Annotated in this window: 16 protein-coding genes; 10 read left to right on the top strand and 6 right to left on the bottom strand. The window is 40.1% G+C overall.

The genetic code is table 11. The features are described from left to right. Positions 1-388: 388 nt before the first annotated feature. Positions 389-1,876 (bottom strand): AAA-like domain-containing protein, encoded by a 1,488-nt coding sequence (locus CDG79_RS33445; protein WP_094345957.1) that lies wholly within the window; start codon positions 1,874-1,876, stop codon positions 389-391. Between the two features lie 436 nt (positions 1,877-2,312). On the opposite strand from CDG79_RS33445, the gene CDG79_RS33450 reads away from it, so the two are divergent. The 7 genes from CDG79_RS33450 to CDG79_RS33480 all read left to right on the top strand — a co-directional run bounded on the left by CDG79_RS33450 (position 2,313) and on the right by CDG79_RS33480 (position 10,504). After that, positions 2,313-3,122, top strand: coding sequence for a peptidoglycan-binding domain-containing protein (locus CDG79_RS33450; RefSeq protein ID WP_223278495.1), 810 nt, complete (start codon positions 2,313-2,315; stop codon positions 3,120-3,122). A 241-nt stretch (positions 3,123-3,363) separates the two neighbouring features. Then, on the top strand, positions 3,364-4,182 hold the full coding sequence (locus CDG79_RS33455) for a DUF1906 domain-containing protein (RefSeq protein ID WP_094345958.1): 819 nt from the start codon (positions 3,364-3,366) through the stop codon (positions 4,180-4,182). Between the two features lie 467 nt (positions 4,183-4,649). Further along, a complete protein-coding gene (locus tag CDG79_RS33460; protein ID WP_094345959.1) occupies positions 4,650-5,594 on the top strand; it encodes a hypothetical protein in 945 nt (314 codons plus the stop codon). A gap of 14 nt (positions 5,595-5,608) precedes the next feature. Beyond that, entirely contained in the window at positions 5,609-6,028 is a 420-nt protein-coding gene (locus CDG79_RS33465; RefSeq protein ID WP_094345960.1) for a hypothetical protein, read from the top strand. A gap of 507 nt (positions 6,029-6,535) precedes the next feature. Further along, positions 6,536-7,252, top strand: a complete 717-nt coding sequence (locus CDG79_RS33470) for a biliverdin-producing heme oxygenase (RefSeq protein ID WP_094345969.1) — start codon at positions 6,536-6,538, stop codon at positions 7,250-7,252. A gap of 153 nt (positions 7,253-7,405) precedes the next feature. Continuing rightward, the gene (gene hemN, locus CDG79_RS33475) at positions 7,406-8,788 is read left to right on the top strand and encodes an oxygen-independent coproporphyrinogen III oxidase (protein ID WP_094345961.1); all 1,383 of its coding nucleotides are present in this window, start codon (positions 7,406-7,408) and stop codon (positions 8,786-8,788) included. A 1,023-nt stretch (positions 8,789-9,811) separates the two neighbouring features. Continuing rightward, positions 9,812-10,504, top strand: a complete 693-nt coding sequence (locus CDG79_RS33480; protein ID WP_094345962.1) for a manganese catalase family protein — start codon at positions 9,812-9,814, stop codon at positions 10,502-10,504. Positions 10,505-10,649: 145 nt separating this feature from the next. On the opposite strand, the gene hpsU is transcribed toward CDG79_RS33480, so the two are convergent. The 4 genes from hpsU to CDG79_RS33500 form a co-directional block, all read right to left on the bottom strand. After that, positions 10,650-11,231: a hormogonium polysaccharide biosynthesis acetyltransferase HpsU gene (gene hpsU / locus CDG79_RS33485; protein ID WP_094332897.1), complete on the bottom strand. Its 582-nt coding sequence runs from the start codon at positions 11,229-11,231 to the stop codon at positions 10,650-10,652. Between the two features lie 10 nt (positions 11,232-11,241). Next, positions 11,242-12,198: a glycosyltransferase family 2 protein gene (locus CDG79_RS33490; RefSeq protein ID WP_094345963.1), complete on the bottom strand. Its 957-nt coding sequence runs from the start codon at positions 12,196-12,198 to the stop codon at positions 11,242-11,244. Positions 12,199-12,218: 20 nt separating this feature from the next. Further along, entirely contained in the window at positions 12,219-13,151 is a 933-nt protein-coding gene (locus tag CDG79_RS33495; protein ID WP_094345964.1) for a glycosyltransferase, read from the bottom strand. Between the two features lie 134 nt (positions 13,152-13,285). Then, positions 13,286-14,095 (bottom strand): hypothetical protein, encoded by an 810-nt coding sequence (locus tag CDG79_RS33500; protein WP_094332894.1) that lies wholly within the window; start codon positions 14,093-14,095, stop codon positions 13,286-13,288. Between the two features lie 477 nt (positions 14,096-14,572). On the opposite strand from CDG79_RS33500, the gene cobU reads away from it, so the two are divergent. Continuing rightward, a complete protein-coding gene (cobU, locus tag CDG79_RS33505; protein WP_094345965.1) occupies positions 14,573-15,148 on the top strand; it encodes a bifunctional adenosylcobinamide kinase/adenosylcobinamide-phosphate guanylyltransferase in 576 nt (191 codons plus the stop codon). Between the two features lie 461 nt (positions 15,149-15,609). Next, positions 15,610-16,179 (top strand): Uma2 family endonuclease, encoded by a 570-nt coding sequence (locus CDG79_RS33510; protein WP_094345966.1) that lies wholly within the window; start codon positions 15,610-15,612, stop codon positions 16,177-16,179. Between the two features lie 82 nt (positions 16,180-16,261). Here the strand turns inward: CDG79_RS33510 and CDG79_RS33515 are convergent, their stop codons facing one another. Beyond that, positions 16,262-16,666: a Fur family transcriptional regulator gene (locus tag CDG79_RS33515; RefSeq protein WP_094345967.1), complete on the bottom strand. Its 405-nt coding sequence runs from the start codon at positions 16,664-16,666 to the stop codon at positions 16,262-16,264. Between the two features lie 143 nt (positions 16,667-16,809). Here CDG79_RS33515 and purS point away from each other — a divergent pair, with 143 nt between their 5' ends. Then, complete coding sequence (gene purS, locus CDG79_RS33520) at positions 16,810-17,088, top strand: phosphoribosylformylglycinamidine synthase subunit PurS (RefSeq protein ID WP_094332891.1); 279 nt, start codon at positions 16,810-16,812, stop codon at positions 17,086-17,088. Positions 17,089-17,156: the final 68 nt, after the last annotated feature.

The following is a 17,156-nucleotide window of genomic DNA, read 5'->3' on the forward strand; positions in this document are numbered from 1 at the left end:
CAGGGGAGAAAGAAGAAATTTTAGGCAATTGCGTTCAGATATTTAGAAATTCCCCTCTGCACCCCTGCACCCCTGCCCCTCTGCAATCCTTACGCTGCCTACCATTCAGCTTAACTTAGTGCCATTCAAGGCTGAATCCTTAAACCTGCTTTGATAATATTACGTAAAATTCTCAAAAGTTCGATATTAATATTGCTAAATACACGGAAGCTGTTATTTTTTATAGAGGATTTAATACTGATTAAGTAAAAGATATTGCATTACAAGTCGTAGCACAACTAAGAATAAGCCAACAAAAGGATAAGATTAAGTTAAATTTTTCCTTCAATTGCACTAAAATATGTAAGTACTTAGTAGCAAATATTATGTATTTTCGCTCGCCATTGATTTACCGCAGGCGATCGCAAAAAAACGGACGAAATAACTCACAGGCAAGCCTTGCCTTCATATCATGCAAATGCACTAATCCCATTTTGTGCAACTGAGAGGCTTGTACAGCCTCGCAATCTACAGGACTTGATTGCCTGACAATTTCTGTAAACGATCGCAATAAATCGGGATAGCGTTGGAGGTTCCACCATTGTTGTTCTAGATGGTCTGCATAGATGGCGGCGGCGATCGCAGAATTTTCTAAGAGTTCTTCTAGGGTTATTGTCTGCTGTTGTAGGTAATAAAATGCTAACTGCAACCGATAGGGATGTCCCCCCAACAGAGCGATTAGGCGCTGGGTTTGTGACGAGGTTATCTCCTGTTCGCACCTATATGCTAGATCCTGCACCTGAGCAGGGGTAAACTCATGTAACTCAATCATCAGCCCAGTATTCAAGAGAGAGAGAGCGATTGAGGGAGGCATCAGGATTTCAGTAGAATGAATTGTCACCAGTCGCAGCCTGTGCCAAGGATTGATGTCTGCATTGTCTTCTTTGGCTTGCTCCGACCAAGTTCGCAGAAGTTGGAGAAATTCACGAGCAACGTCGGGGTAGGCAAAAAGCTGGTTGAGTTCATCGATCGCAATGACTAGGGGGGAATTCTCCCTTGAAGAGACTCCTCGATCGAGGTTGGTTAAGATGACATCCTGGAAATAATCAGTAGCATTTGATTTGCTACCCAAGGAGTTATCCCAAAAATTAGCAATCTCATTTGGCAAGTCTAACTGCTTGCTGACTCTGGCACAGAACCATTTTAGGAAGCGATCTAGGTTTTGTAAAATCTCGTCATTGGCAAGTTGCAAGTTCACAGAAACAGTGCGATCGCCAATAGTTTCAGAATAAGCCAGGATGCGGGTCATTAGGGAGGTTTTGCCCATTTGCTTGGGGGCGCGGATGTTGAGTAGCGCACCGGGTTGCTGGATGGCTTCGTAACAGAGAGATTCGAGGATGGGACGGTCAATGTACAAGACTGAATCTAGTGGTATCTGTCCTCCTGGTGTAGTTGGGAAACGAGGGTACAGATTGTCTGGCGTTCGGCTCTGCCGTCCCTTTGGGAATCGTTCCATTTTGTGATTTTGCCCTACATTGCTGGGAGAATCGCATACTGGTTCAATGCGATCGCAAACTTCAGCCGAGGACATTAAGCTAATCTCGGCAAGATTGTCTTGATGAGGCTCCAGATAGAAATAATCGTCCTTTAACAAGATCATATTAAAGGCATGGAAACAGCACTCCAAGGTTCGTTTATCGACTCCCACTGAGCTATTAAAGACCTTACTGAGGGTATTGGGGGTTAAACCTGTTTTCTCACTTAGGTCTTCGAGAGTGTATCGCTTAAAGTTTTGCTCAATTTCTAACTGAGCTTTTGCCTGATTGAGTTTCCTTGAGCCTTGATTCGTCAGAGTTGCGCCGCGCCGTCGGAGATGATTTTTCGATTGTAATTGCATTTTTAACTAAATTTAGGTATAAAAAAATATTAAAATTTTGCCTATTGGTGTAGGGGAATACTGTTATTACTTATGCACTTTCCAAATTTATGCAGTATAGTTACAAATCTTAAGAATGCAATTCCAAAAAGTTTATTCTGAAATGCGCCTCGGAGTTGGAGTTTGCTTAGGAAAAAGTAAACAGAAGCATAGTTCTTAACTTGGAGTTTTTTCCAAAGTTAAGAACTATGTTAACTAATGGTTGTAAAGCACTTAAATTTTCGGTAACTGGAACCGAGATGGGGAAATGCTTTGGGGATTTGCTAGTGCGAAATCCTTAACTTTTTTCTTAAAATTGCAAACTTTACTGGTGTTGGCGCTAGGAATTCCGCAAGCTCGAAGAGTAACCTTACTTAACTAGCCTGTCCCAAACCCACTCTAGCTGAATTTTAGTGCGATGGCTACGCCCGCCGCAGGCATAGCCTATCTTGTAGTGCATTGTCTTGATTTTCAAGCGATCGCCGATAAAAAACAATATTTAATTACCTGGAGAATTTTTCCTATGGCAACTGAACTTAAAACCTTTATCGGTTCTCAATTTATCAATAAGCCTGTCTTAGCAGATATCGAATTTATCCCTCATCTCGAAAAAATTAATGACTTTGCAGCTAACAACGGACTAAAGATTTATGTTACTAGTTCAGCTCGTCCCTGGGATGTTCCTGTTGTGGGACCAGCGTTTCCTGCTGCCAAAATGTCTAATCACTTCATTGGTCATGCTATTGACATGAATATCAAAATAGGAGGGAAACTATATACTAGTCATGAGCTTGGAGATTTTAACTCACTACCTTCCACAATTCAAGCATTTTTTACTGCTATTCGTAACCATCCTGTTTTGCATTGGGGGGGAGATTTTGGCGATCCAGTGCATATTGACGATCGCTTAAATAAGAATGATCCTAATACTTGGAAACAAAAACTTTCCATTATCCAATCAGAATTAACCGGATTAACTCAGCCGGGAATCAGAGCAGTAAATAGCCCTAGATTGCTTTTTTTAACTACTCCTTTGATGGAGGGAAATGATGTCAAGGCAGTTCAGGAAAAATTAATTGGGAAGGGTTTTAATTTAGGTATAACTAGTGCAGATGGCTTGTTTGGGCCAGCAACATCTCAAGCTGTTGCTAAATTTCAAGAACAGGCAGGTTTAGACCCCATTGATGGCATGGTTGGCGATAAAACTAGACAAGCACTTGGACTTTAAAATCCCTAGTTTATTTTAGTTTTAACTGACTCTAAAAAGGAAAATAAAGAACTTAAATGCGACAATAAATCGAGGTTATAGCCCTATGATATGCTTCACTGTGCTAAATATGCCCTCAAACAAGCCTTTTCAAACATCATCTTATAAAGCGCGATGCTTTTGACGGGTGTAGGCATTGCACTTTATCAAAAAAATGAATCACTAAGCAATTCTCAATAATTTTAATTTTGAGGTAGAAAATATGCAATTACCAAAGTTACAAAATGTTGTAATTGAATCTGCACCTGATGGGGCGCTTGGTTTTGATGTCAACTACCCAATCAGCCTTGACCAAGCAAAACAAGCTTTTCAATCAGGTTTTTCATTCTGTATCCGCTACGTTCCGAGGTTAGAACTCAGCGTTAATCCAGTTGGTAGTAATGATGACATTACTTTTGAAGAGGCAAATCATATCTTAGATTCAGGTCTTGCACTATTTCTAGTGCAGCACGTTAGCAATAACAATTGGGTAGCAACAAGTCCAAAAGGAATGCGATATGGTAAAAACGCTGCTGTCTATGCAGCTAATTGTGGCTTTCCCCCTGGAATGAATATTTTCTTAGATTTGGAAGAAGTAAATTCTGCTTCACCTCCAAATGATATTCAAGGCTTCTGTAATGAGTGGTTTGATGCCGCGAGCGATTTTGGATATTTGCCTGGAGTATATGTAGGCTCAAAAAATGGATTGAATGCCAATCAATTATTTTCAGGTACAAAATTTGAACATTACTGGCACGCCGCTTCACAAGCCGATCCTCCGACTCCCAGACCTGGAGATCGTGGTTATCAACTCTTTCAGCCTCTAAACTTGAGTTCGGCTCAAATAAGTAAGCTAAAAAATGTCAAATTGATTGATACAATTGGATTAGGTAAAAATCCAGCTTTTGAGATTGATTTGAAGTTTGATTCTACCCCAACTTTGCCTTCTATAACAATTGAAGATGTTGATTTAGATTTTACTGTAACTGATACAAAAGGTGGCAGCATTCAATGGATCAGGAGATATAGGAATCCGGTTTGATTTCTGAAAAGATCCGTAGGGTGCGTTACGCTGTCGCTAACACACCAAACCCTTGATAATGGTGCGTTACGAACTTCGTTCTAACACACCCTACATACCTAATTTTGTTCAAAAATCAAATAGGAGTCCTATAGATGGTTGTCATTAAAAAATGCAAGTGCGATCGCAATACCTTTTAGTTAAGGTTTTTGAAGTAAATTTTACTCCTGAAATTTCAGGGATTTCAGCCCTATGTTTGAAGACCAATACTACTTATCCGAAAAGTATTGGGTTGAAACCCGATGATATAAAGGAGTTTCAGAGTTTTATATCCGATTGAATTTCTATAAGGGGGTATTAATGCCCCCAATTTCAAACTGACGACAAACAATTCTTAGAATGCTATCAGCGCTTGCTTTGTGAATATGAACTCTGGTTCAACCATTCCTCATCTGGTTGACTTTTCCAACACTCTCTGAGGCTACTTGATGAAAAATCCAGTTCAATTAAAAAGTTTGCTGCTTTTCTTGATAATGAGTATCGCTCTAAGCGGTTGTAGTCCAGAGAGGAGAGCGGTACTGCGACTGACGGCACTGAACTTTAAAATTCAGGCAAGTGATGCGATTGAATCTGTCAAAACTATCTATCAACTCAATCCTCTACCACGCTCAACAGCTGAACGGCGGCGAATATTGGTAAGAAGTCTTTTAAGCGATCGCAATATAGACTTTGCTGATATAGACCAAGTATCGAATATAATTGAAAATCAACTTCAAACAAATACCCGGCCAAGTCCTGTTAATAACGTTCTCAACGATCTCAAGCAAGAATATATCGTAGCAGGCGAGACTTTTAACAACATTGAACAAGCAGGATTATTAGCCACTGAAGCAGGTGCAGTTGCTAGAGCAGCTAAACCTTCTAGGCAATTAACTGTCAAAATGCTACTTCTAGCTGAACTGATTGCTCAAGATCCGCCTTCACCGAAAAATCCAGATCGAGTTGTGATTCTTTTTCGGTTTAGCAAACTCAGAACGCAATTTCAGAATGCTACTTCAGAGGAAGAGAAAACACAAATATCCAATCAGGCGGAGCAACTTTTAGATGAGTTACTCAGCGTCAATATAGAAGATAAAACAATGATTTGTCAAGCTAGAGCTAAACTTTTGCTGACAGCTGATACAGGAGCAAAGCTTTCCCAAGTCATTGAAAAATACAACGATATAAGCTTTGACGAAGTTGTTGCAAAAATCACCACAGCTTTAGGAATAGCCTCTAGCTTTGGTGCAGATATTATTGCTGTAAATGTAAGAGTTAAAGAGATTGAAACAGCAATTCAAGAAGATCCCATCTTGAAGGATATATTAAACAAACAAAGACAGAATCTCCCACCTACAACTTCTGAATCTCAACCTCTCGACTGTTCATCATAAGGAGATAGTTCAAAATGATTACTTCAACTAGCCTCAACAAGATTAAAGAACAAATCAACCAGATTATTAATAGCATTGAGTCCATAGCAAAGTTGCCTTCTGGTAAACCTATCGATCTGCAAGTTTTTAAACAAGCAGAAAAAAACCTAAAAAACATTCTTTTCAGATTACAATTTGCACTCTTGCAAGCAGAAGATGAAGAAAATTGGGAACTTGGAAATATCCTATCTGAAGCTATTGAACAATGTCAGGATGCGCTCAATGCAGTGAGAGCGGCTCTGTTCACACAAGTGTTGATCCGTCCAGATCGCGACCAAATTCTTGCCGATCTGCGAAATATCAAACAAGATATTGATGCTGCAATTCAAGCAGAGAAAGTGTTGAATTTTTTTATTAGCCTTGCTCGTGTGGTGATTAGATTTGCAGGAGTATAAGATTGCTTGAATTATTGAGAAGAGGAGATATCAACATTTATTGATTTATTGAGCGGTGCGATCGCTCCAGTCTGATGGTTGATGAGCATGGGGTGCTGTTTGTCCAAGTGCGAGCGCGTTATATAAGCATAAATAGTTATTTGGAAGCATCAGTTAAATTATTGAAAGCAAATTGTGATAAATAAACTTATTGCTCATCGTTTCAAGAGAGTTAAAATGCCTATTCCAAAATCAGTTTTATTACTACTCAACTGAAATGTGCCTGAACATGAGCATCAGTAAAACATAAATAAATACTAATATCTTTATAGTTATATATAAATTAATAGTTAAATAATCTTAGGAGAAATAAAAATACCTGGATCTACATCGGCAGTGGTACTTGCTGGATAGACTGATGCAGATCCTCTCTAAACCTAGAATAACAATCTTTTAGCTAGAACTGGCAGGCATCCTGAGTCGCGTGACTGTCCAGAGACCTTGCGCTTGAAAATGAAGGAAGCAACAATGAGTAGCAATCTTGCCATTAAACTGCGTTCTGGAACTCAACAAGCCCACACATCAGCAGAAAATGTGGGATTCATGAAATGTTTTTTGCAAGGAGTTGTGGATAGAGACTGCTTTGCCAAGTTCTTAAGCAACTTGTATTACGTCTACAGCGAACTAGAAGCGGCATTAGATAGCCATCTAAAGCATCCTGTGATTAGTGCAGTTTACTTTCCTGAACTTAATCGCCAATCCTCGCTCGAAAAAGATATGGTGTTCTATTATGGGGATAATTGGAGAGAGCAAACTACACCCTCATCTGCTACCCAAAAGTACATTGACCGCATTCGGGAAATTTCTGCTAGTGAACCAGCCTTATTGCTAGGTCATACCTACACTCGCTACATGGGCGATCTTTCTGGGGGTCAAATGCTACAAAAAGTTGCTCAGTCAGCCCTAAAGCTTTCTGACTACCAAGGCACCTCCTTTTACAATTTTGAGCAAATTCCTGACAAAAAGGCATTTAAGGATAAGTATCGTCAGGCATTAAATGCATTACCCGTTGATGATATAACAGCAGAACGGATTGTTGCAGAAGCTAATAATGCCTTTGGGTTCAATTTGCAGATGGCTCAAGAGTTAGAGGGAAGTTTAATTAAAGCACTCGGCCAAGTGCTGTTTAATAGTCTAACTCGTTCCCAAAATTCAGGTAGCACTGAAATAGCTGTGGCTAATTAAGTTTGTCATTGGTCATTTGTCATTGGTCATTGGTCATTGGTCATTGGTCATTGGTCATTGGTCATTGGTCATTGGTCATTAGGCGTTAGTTATTTCCCCTAACTCCTAACTCCTAACTTCCTACTCCCCATACATTCATTGGAAAGCAACTCAATGGTTTTTCTATTACCTGGTGTCAAGTTTGATCTGGATCTGATTCAAAAGTACGACACTCGCGCACCTAGATATACCAGTTACCCGCCCGCTACAGAGTTAAGCGAAACATTCACTGAAACTGATTTTAAGGCCGCGATCGCAGCATCTAATCAACGCCAAACTCCTATGAGTTTATATTTCCACATTCCCTTTTGCCAAAGTGCTTGCTACTTCTGCGGCTGTAACACGGTAATTTCCAATAACAAGAATATTGCTAAACCTTACGTGGAGTCTTTGGTTCAAGACATCAAAAATACCGCAGCTTTAATCGATTCCGACAGAAAAGTGTTGCAAATCCATTGGGGAGGCGGTACTCCTAATTACTTGGAGCATCACCAAGTAGAATTTTTATGGAAAAACATCAATCGCTATTTTAACATCGATCCACAGGCAGAAATCTCAATTGAGATTAATCCCCGCTATATCGATAAAAACTACATTTTCTTTCTGAGAGAGATTGGGTTTAATCGCATTAGTTTCGGCATTCAGGATTTTAATCGCCAAGTTCAAGTAGCTGTGAATCGTGTTCAGCCAGAAGAAATGCTCTTTGATGTCATGAGTTGGGTCAAAGAAGCTAAGTTTGAAAGTGTGAATGTAGACCTAATTTATGGTTTACCCTATCAAACCCGCGAGACATTTAAAGAAACGGTGAAGAAGACAATTGAGTTAGATCCTGACCGAATTGTTGTCTTTAATTTTGCCTATGTTCCGTGGCTAAAACCGACACAAAAAAATATTCCTCAAGAGGCGCTACCACCTGCCGAGGAAAAGTTAGATATTCTGAAAATGACCATTGAAGAATTGACCAATAACCAATATCTCTTTATTGGAATGGATCACTTTGCTAAAACTAATGACGAACTAGCGATCGCTCAACGCAATGGCACTCTAAAACGCAATTTTCAGGGCTACACTACCCATGCAGAAACAGAATTATTTGGCTTTGGTTCTACATCCATTAGTATGCTAGAAGATGCTTATGCTCAAAATCACAAGGAATTAAAGGATTATTATCAGACAATTGCATCAGGTAATTTACCTGTTAGCAAAGGTGTCAAGCTGACTCAAAATGATATTATCAGACGGGATGTAATCATGGGGATTATGTCTCACTTTCAGTTGCATAAGCAAGATATTGAAAACAAATATCAGATCAATTTTGATGAATATTTCTCTGAGGAACTAGAGGCGTTAAAACCACTAGAAGCTGATGGTCTGGTCAGTTTATCAAAAAATGAGATCCAGATTACAGACATCGGTAGATTACTAGTCAGAAATATTGCCGTTATATTTGATACTCACACTAAAATGCGAGAGACAAAATTCTCCCGTGCTATTTAAAACAGTGGTTGATTCTGCCTAACCCTTCTTAAAAAGAGGTATTGAAGGGATCTTCCAAGGCAAAACATCACTAAATGAACTGTATTGAGCTATAGCGGTTCCCATTCAAATGTGGTACAACATCATCTCGTAACGTGTAGGGGCAATTCATGAATTGCCTTTACGGATGTACCTCACATAAATGACAACCGCTATATAGGACTAGTATTTGATTTTTGAAAAAATATAAGTAGGGTGCGTTAGCAAGGAGAGTACGGCACCACCCCAAGGTTATGGCGCGTTACGACGTTCCGTCTAACACACCCTACTGATACTTATATTTTTTCAAAAATCAAATATGATTGCTATATAACCTTACTTAATCATTGGTAAAATTTTACAGTCTTTAGCCTTTAGCTCGCCGACTTCTTAAAGAAGTTGGTGAGCTAATTTTTCAGCATTACAGCATTAATTTAATTTTTAAATAAAAAGGGTCAAAAATAAATTTTATTAAATCTTGCTCAACTTGATAACTAAATATTTTTCCTACATCTTCAAAAAGTTAGATAGTATAATCACACCTTCAGATAGATATAGCTGAATTAAGATTAAAAACTTCTATCAAAAATCGGAAATTGTGTTAATCTCAAAAATTTAGCAAAACCTAATAGATAAGAGATTCAATAATTTACGATTTATTTTGTCGCCAAAAAATCATTGATAATTTTTATGCTATAAAGGCTAAATCACTAAATGCAAATTTCCATTCAAATCTTGATGTAAACTCTTTTGTCTAACTTTTGGATTTATCATTTACCCCATCTGGTAGAAATAATCTGGAATCAGAGTTGATAACTTAGACACAAGTGAGATTGTTGAGGCAGTTATTGGCAGTTACCACCACTGAAATGACTACTCTATTTTATTGGTCTTCTAGTACACCAGGCTGAGAAGCTATCAAACATCAAATTAGCTCTCCCTGGAAAATTTGAAAAGACCAATAACCCACTTTTCTAACATCATAATTTTTGGAAGTGTAAATCTATGTTTTTTCACAAAAAAGAGCCTATTCATGCAGTTAACGTTAGTGAAGCAAACCCTCGTTTTGCTCAGTTACTTCTAGAGCAGTTTGGCGGAGCTACTGGAGAACTTAGTGCGGCCCTGCAATATTGGGTGCAATCTTTCCATGTAGAAAATGCTGGAATTAAAGACATGCTCCAAGACATTGCAATCGAGGAATTCAGCCATTTAGAAATGGTTGGTAAACTCATTGAAGCTCATACTAAAAATGTGGATCAAACCGAGGCTTATAAGAGTACTCTCTTTGCAGTTCGAGGAATTGGGCCTCATTTTCTAGATAGCCAGGGTATTGCTTGGACTGCAAGCTACTTGAACGAGGGTGGAGATGTCGTGCGCGATCTAAGAGCTAACGTTGCAGCAGAAGCCGGCGCTCGTCAGACTTACGAATCATTGATCAAATTAGCAACTGACAAAGGAACCCAAGAGACTTTAGTCCATCTGTTAACACGAGAAATTTCTCATACCCAGATGTTTATGAAAGCTCTAGATTCACTGGGTAAATTGACAGATCCATTCTTTGGTAATGTTAAGCCAGATGAAACAGTTGCTCTCTACTACAACCTATCTACAAATGGTGATGGTAAAGATGAGCGTGGCCCTTGGAATTCTGAGCCAACATTCAAATACATTGCTAACCCCCTAGAAAGTCACTCTTAATTATATCTAGACTTCTGCAATTCCCCTTGAAATTTGGCAGCGAGGGGAATTGCGGGATAAATTCTGGGGTTCAATACCATGTAGAAAAGTAGAAAATGTAAGGTAGCACAGCTAGCTGTGCTACCTTACTAATCTATATATAAAATCATGGGTTTGTGGGGAGATCGAGTTTTATCCGACTCGTCTTGGGATGACAGGGGCTTCCCCAACAAACCTGTCCAGAAGGCATATTAGTCAAAACAGTACTACGAGCGCCAATCACAGCATTAGCCCCAATTTGCACTCCAGGCCCAACGAAACAATCTGCTGCTACCCATGCACCATTGTTAATTGTGATACTCGCTGTTTTTAACCCAAAAGCAGGATCTTGGATATCATGACTACCAGTACATAGGTAACTTTTTTGGGAAACTACGCAGTGTTCACCGATGTGAATCCGATCGAGGCTGTATAAAACTACGTTATCTCCAATCCAACTGTAGTTGCCAATGGTAACTTTCCAAGGGTAGGTGAAGCGGGCGGTAGGTCGAATTAATACGCCTTTGCCGATACTAGCGCCAAATAATCGTAGCAAAGCACAACGCAGAATATTTAACGGTTGAGGAGTGAGGGGAAATGCGATCGCTTGTACAAGCCACCATAACAATACATACCAACTTGGCCGTCCCCGATCAAACCAAGATTGGTCATATTTGCGTAAATCTACGAAAGGTTGGTCATTTGTCATTAGTTCTTTATTAGGAGTCAATAGTCAATAGCTTGCCCTCTGCTCCTCTGCTCCCCTGCTCCTGTGCTCCTTCCTTCGGAGTAGTTGCAGTATTTAAGTGACCACCACAGTTGCGTAATTCGTAGAGTTTAACGCCAATTTGATATTCATATTGACTGAGCAAGCGTGCATAAATATATCCGGCTTTGCCATCCAAAAAACCACGTTGAATTATATAAAATAAAATAAACCGTAAAAAGGGTTTAAATGGCAGGTGTACCCACACTTTTTTCAAAAAGCGCTTGCGTTGGACTGCATCACCAAATAGATTCGCGCCGATAGTGCCGCTATCATCTTTACCTGTGAGAGTATTAAAATAAACGCTGGCTTCCCAGTTGGAATAACGGTTGTGCCGTTCTAACCAGTGATAAAGGTCGCGGAAGTCCTCGTGGAGCATATCATTTTTGAGATACCCAACTTTGCCCTGCAAAATCACATGTTCGTGAACTTCGTTGTCGCCAGTGTTGGGAATATCTTCTGTATGTAGGTTTTCGTAGCGGCCTTTTTTATGCTGAAATAAACGGAGATTCCAATCGGGATATTTCCCACCATAACGAATCCATTTTCCTAAGAAAAATACGCGGCGGTTGAGATAATAACCTGTATATTCCTCATTTTGAATTGCTTGGTCAATTTCTTCCCAAAGTTCGGGGGTGATGCGCTCATCGCAATCGACAATTAGCACCCATTCGTTACGGAAAGGGAGATTATCTAAAGACCAATTTTTCTTTTTAGGCCAGCGTCCATTGAAGTTGAATTGCACGACATTTACACCGTGACTTTTCGCAATTTCAATGCTGTTGTCGGTACTTTGAGAGTCTACTACAAATATTTCATCTGCTCTGCTGAGGCTAGCGAGGCAGGCTGGCAAGTTTGCTTGTTCGTTTTTTGCTGGAATTAGTACTGAAACTGGTATTTTAGATGACATAACAGGATAAATCTTAGTGATTATTTCTTATTTGATGTGAATAAAAGACCTTGAATAGCAGCATTTAAGTAACCAATCTGACCGTAAGCATATACAAGTTTGTCAAACCGTTCTGCTGGATCGGAGAAATATTGCAATGCTTTATACAAGCCACGCACAAACCGTTCGCTACCTCGCTGCAATTGAGCGATTCCAGCTTTACCAGCGAGTTGTTCTCGATAGCATTCACTGATACCCTGCCACCAACCTCGGTTTAAAAACCAGGTGCGTTGTAGACGTTCTGGGGCAACATTGTGAGCTACTAGCGCTTCAGGAAGATAAGCGACTTGCCAACCACGCTGTAGGGCAAATTCGGTCATTTGCAGTTCTTCATTAGATAATAGATTTTTCCCCACTCGACCGAGATGAGGATCAAAACCGCCAATTTCTTCTAGGAAACTGCGGCGGATGGAGTAATTTAAGCCTCTGGGTGTTAAGCCAGGTTGCTCAATGTAGATGTTGCTGTCACCTAAATCGTATGCACCCAAATTTGCAGCTAGCCCTGGAGAGAGCCATTTTGGTTGTTGAATTCCTGGGGGCCATAAGAGAGTGACTTTGCCACCTGCGATCGCTAGTTTAGAATTATTGTAATAGGCAAGATATAAAACTTGTAGCCAGCCAGGGCTAGCAACAGCATCGTCATCCAGATAAGCAAGAATATCACCATTAGCTACTTTTGCGCCTGTGTTACGGGCGACAGATAAACCAATGGTGGGTTCAAATACATACTTCAGGCACGGATTGTGGGCCCTTTGTTCTACAACCTCACGGGTGCGATCGCTAGACCCATTATCAACTATCACAATTTCAAAGTCAGCAGCAAAATCCTGCGCTAAAAGACTATCAATTGCAGCCCCTAAATAGGTATCTCGATTGTGGGTACAGATAATGGCAGAGATTTGGGTGTCTGGCATAGATTTTATTTTGGATTTGAGATTTGGGATTTTAGATAAAAATCTTAAATCCAACGCACACCTGCTGAGAGTTAATCTAAACCAAAAATTACCGACCCACCAACCGAGTTTCTTCGGAAATAATCTTTAAAACTTCACGTTTGTTGAATATGACTGTGTAAAACTACAAGTGTTTGGGCCAGTTGACTCAGACGGGTTTCCAAAGATTGCTTGCGTCCCAGCAGTTGACGTAACTTTTGGTAACGGGCGATCGCCATACTAACATTCGGAACCTGATCTGCCGGACACGGGCGTGACCAGACTTTACCTGCATCGTCTACACCACAGAGACGGTAGCCAGTAATTGATGATTTATAAGATACTTTCCCACCAGTAGCGCAAATTTCTTCTACGTAGTTCATCAGGCGGTCAACTTCTGCATGGCGCAGTGTTGCAGTTCCTCCCGGTTCTGGTTCGCTGGGATTGGATTCTAACCAGCCATTGACAATTGGGCCTTCTAAGTAAATATCCTGAATTTGCTTTAAAATATTTTGCAATTCTATTTGCCAACCGGCGACAGTTTCCTGAATTTCTTGCAATAGATTCATCGCCAATGCTGGATTTGCTCCGTGGCGATGGTTACTAAAGCTCGGAGTTTTCAACTTGGGTAGGCTGGGTGTTTTGCCACCATTCTCTTCTGCTTGAAAGGTCTGCACAGAGTCATGGTGAGGAAAGAAATTTTGTTCAGAAGGATAATCACTCTCAGTATCTATGCCCAGATCGACTGTTTGTTCTTCCTGAAATGATTGACTTTGTGTACTTTCTGTGGATTCGTTGGCTCCGACACTGATTCTAAAGGAAAAAGGTCGTTTTGTCGTCGAATCACCTGCTTCGGCGGCAGAGGCAGTGCCGCGATTCCCTAAATCGTGTAAAGTTGCTTCTATGCGTTTTAAGCCTGCGTTCATAAAGACATCCTAAATTTTGCTGTCCCCGATGGTGTTGAATAATTAAGAATGGGGTTGTTGGGATTTTCGGCTTTTGCCAGTTGTGACATGAATCCAATTCGTAATTCGTAATTCGTAATTCGTAATTCGTAATTAAAAAGGGTTTTTACCCGGTGCGTAATGACGGTAGTCCCGTTTGCGGTAGGATTTAAATCCTGAATGAAACAGAATTATGAACTATAAATTTTGAATGGTGCTGGTGCTAATTTTATCTCTTAAAAGTTATTTGAAACCAAAAATCTCAGCGAGGAAGTAAAAACTGTGGTGATAAATTGGAACTAGCTACTTATTCAGCACTTACGCAAAGAATAACCGAAACCCTGATTTTTAGGTAGGGGCAGTTTATTTAGACGCAAAGCGGCTTCCCGTAGGCTATTGCCCCTACAGCATGAAGTTTTGTATAAGTCTATATATTGTTAAAATGTTTAGAAAATAACTTTGGGTAAAATCATCCTAGTAACAGGGCCAGCACGATCTGGTAAAAGTGAATGGGCGGAAACTCTGGCTATGCAGTCAGGGAAAGCAGTTGTTTACGTAGCAACAGCCACCGATAACACAGACGATCAAGAATGGCATCAACGCATCTTAGAACACCAACAACGTCGTCCCCAAGATTGGGTAACTCTATCTGTACCTATAGAACTGTCTGCTACCCTTGCTGATGCCAAACCCTATACCTGCCTTTTAGTTGATTCTTTAGGAACTTGGGTTGCTAATCTCTTAGAGGAGGATAAATCTAGCTGGGAAAATATCGTTGCGGAGTTCTTAGAGACAGTGGATCTGGTTGCTGCTGATATCGTGTTTGTAGCAGAAGAGGTAGGTTGGGGTGTAGTACCAGCTTATCCTCTGGGGAGGATGTTCCGCGATCGCTTGGGTTCATTAGTGCGCCAGTTAGCTACACTTAGCGAAACTGTTTATTTAGTTACTGGTGGTCATGTTCTCAATCTCAGTGTCCTTGGTTCGCCATTGCCAAATAGAGAGGATGCTGGAATATTTAGGAGTCAAGATTCTTAACTATTGATTCAAATTAATTTAAAATCTAAAATCTAAAATCATATTATGGCAACCAAACAAGAAGTTAGAGAGTACCTTGCCATCTTACTTCTAAATAATTATAGAGTTAATGAGTTTGTAGAAGATGAAGAATAAATGTTAGGCGATACCTGACGGTAAGCTATAGGACTCCTATTTTATTTTTGAACAAGATTCAGTACACATCTATACCCTTCTTTTCTGTTAATAGTTCCCTACCTACGCAGATAATTTCAGGAATCAAAGCGGATTACAGCGCTTCCGGCTATTATGCAATACAGTTTTCCTCTTACCCCTCTCCTATCATAGCTTTCAGCTTTGAGGATGTACCTCATAGCCGCCGGAAGTGCTGTACTCATGATGTCTATGACAGGCTATGCCTACGCACTACTCGTCAAATTCTTCTCGTCATCAAATAATCAAGTTTTGATAAGTTGTAAATTATGACATTATCTATTCAGCCAACCACAGTACTAAATGTAGAAAAGTTCTTACAACTACCAGAGACAAAACCAGCAAGTGAGTATTTTAACGGTCAAATATACCAAAAACCTATGCCACAAGGAGAACACAGTACTTTACAAAGCAGTTTAGTCACAGCTATTAACGAGATTGCTAAACCACAAAAAATTGCTTATGCCTTTCCTGAATTACGTTGTACATTTGAAGGTCGTTCAATAGTACCAGATATTGCAGTTTTTGAATGGCAAAGAATTCCATTGCTTTCTAATGGAAGAATTACAAATAAATTTGAAATTCCCCCAGATTGGATAATTGAAATTCTCTCACCAGAACAATCACCCAACCGAGTTATCCACAAAATCACATTTTCCATTCAAAATGGAGCAAAGCTAGGTTGGTTGCTTGATTCTGCTGATGAGTCAATCATGATTTTTGAACCCAACAAATTACCAGAATTAAAAGAAAATCAAGATATTTTACCCGTTTTGAGTGTTTTGGAAAATTTGCAGTTAACAGTTGGAGACGTATTTAGTTGGTTGAGTTTTGTTTGAATAAAGCATTTATTACAGCAGAAGTTAGGAGTCATACTTTTGAAGTAAAACACGCTTTATTCCTCTCATAGAATTGGTATGATTATTGACTAATCTCATTAGCTTGATTTACCTGGCATTGGCTGCACAACCCAAAAAACTCCAGGGTGTGGTAAAAAACTTTAAACTTATGGCTGGATTCTAACTGGTCTTCTAAGTCATGGACGGGGCATTGATGAATCGGAATTGAGACACCGCATTGCAAGCAAGTAAGGTGATGTTTATCTTGCTGGGCTAGGCTGTAGAGGGCTTCACCATTAGCCAAATTCCGCACTTGTACTATGCCTTCGAGTTTTAAGGCTTCTAAAGAGCGGTAAACTGTCGCTAAACCCATACTCTGATTGGTGTTACGTAGTTCTACGTAAATATCCTGGGCAGAAATGCCTTTTTTGATGGTTTTCAGTAGGTTGAAAATACGCTCTTGACTGCGGGTGCGTATAGCTCTCATAGACAATTATTTAAATATGCCACTGTAGTTGAAGCTGTTAGATAGGCTAATCGATCAATTAACTTTAACCGCTTCGTAATCTTATTTTCACTCAGTTGGAACAGAAAGTTATAGTATAGCGATCGCAGCATTCAGCAAAAGCCGTGCAAACCAAGTATCTAGCCAAAATTTTTGTTACGCTTCGTCCTTCAGTCTTAGACCCTGCTGGTGTGGCTGTACAATCCGGTCTTCAGCAACTGGGATACGATAACGTTGAACAGGTGCGGATTGGCAAGTACATTGAACTCACCATCACCTCGACTGAGGAAAAGAAAGCGCGTCAAGACCTCGATCGCATTTGTGACCAAATGCTAGCAAATACCGTAATTGAAAACTACCGCTTTGAGTTGATTGAGGTCGAAACCCAAACGGGAGTCTTTTAGGGACTGGGGATTGGGGATTGGGGATTGGCGACTGGGGACTGGGGACTGAGGAAAACTTACTACAACTC

It is taken from the genome of Nostoc sp. 'Peltigera membranacea cyanobiont' 232 (assembly GCF_002245985.1).
GTDB lineage: Bacteria > Cyanobacteriota > Cyanobacteriia > Cyanobacteriales > Nostocaceae > Nostoc.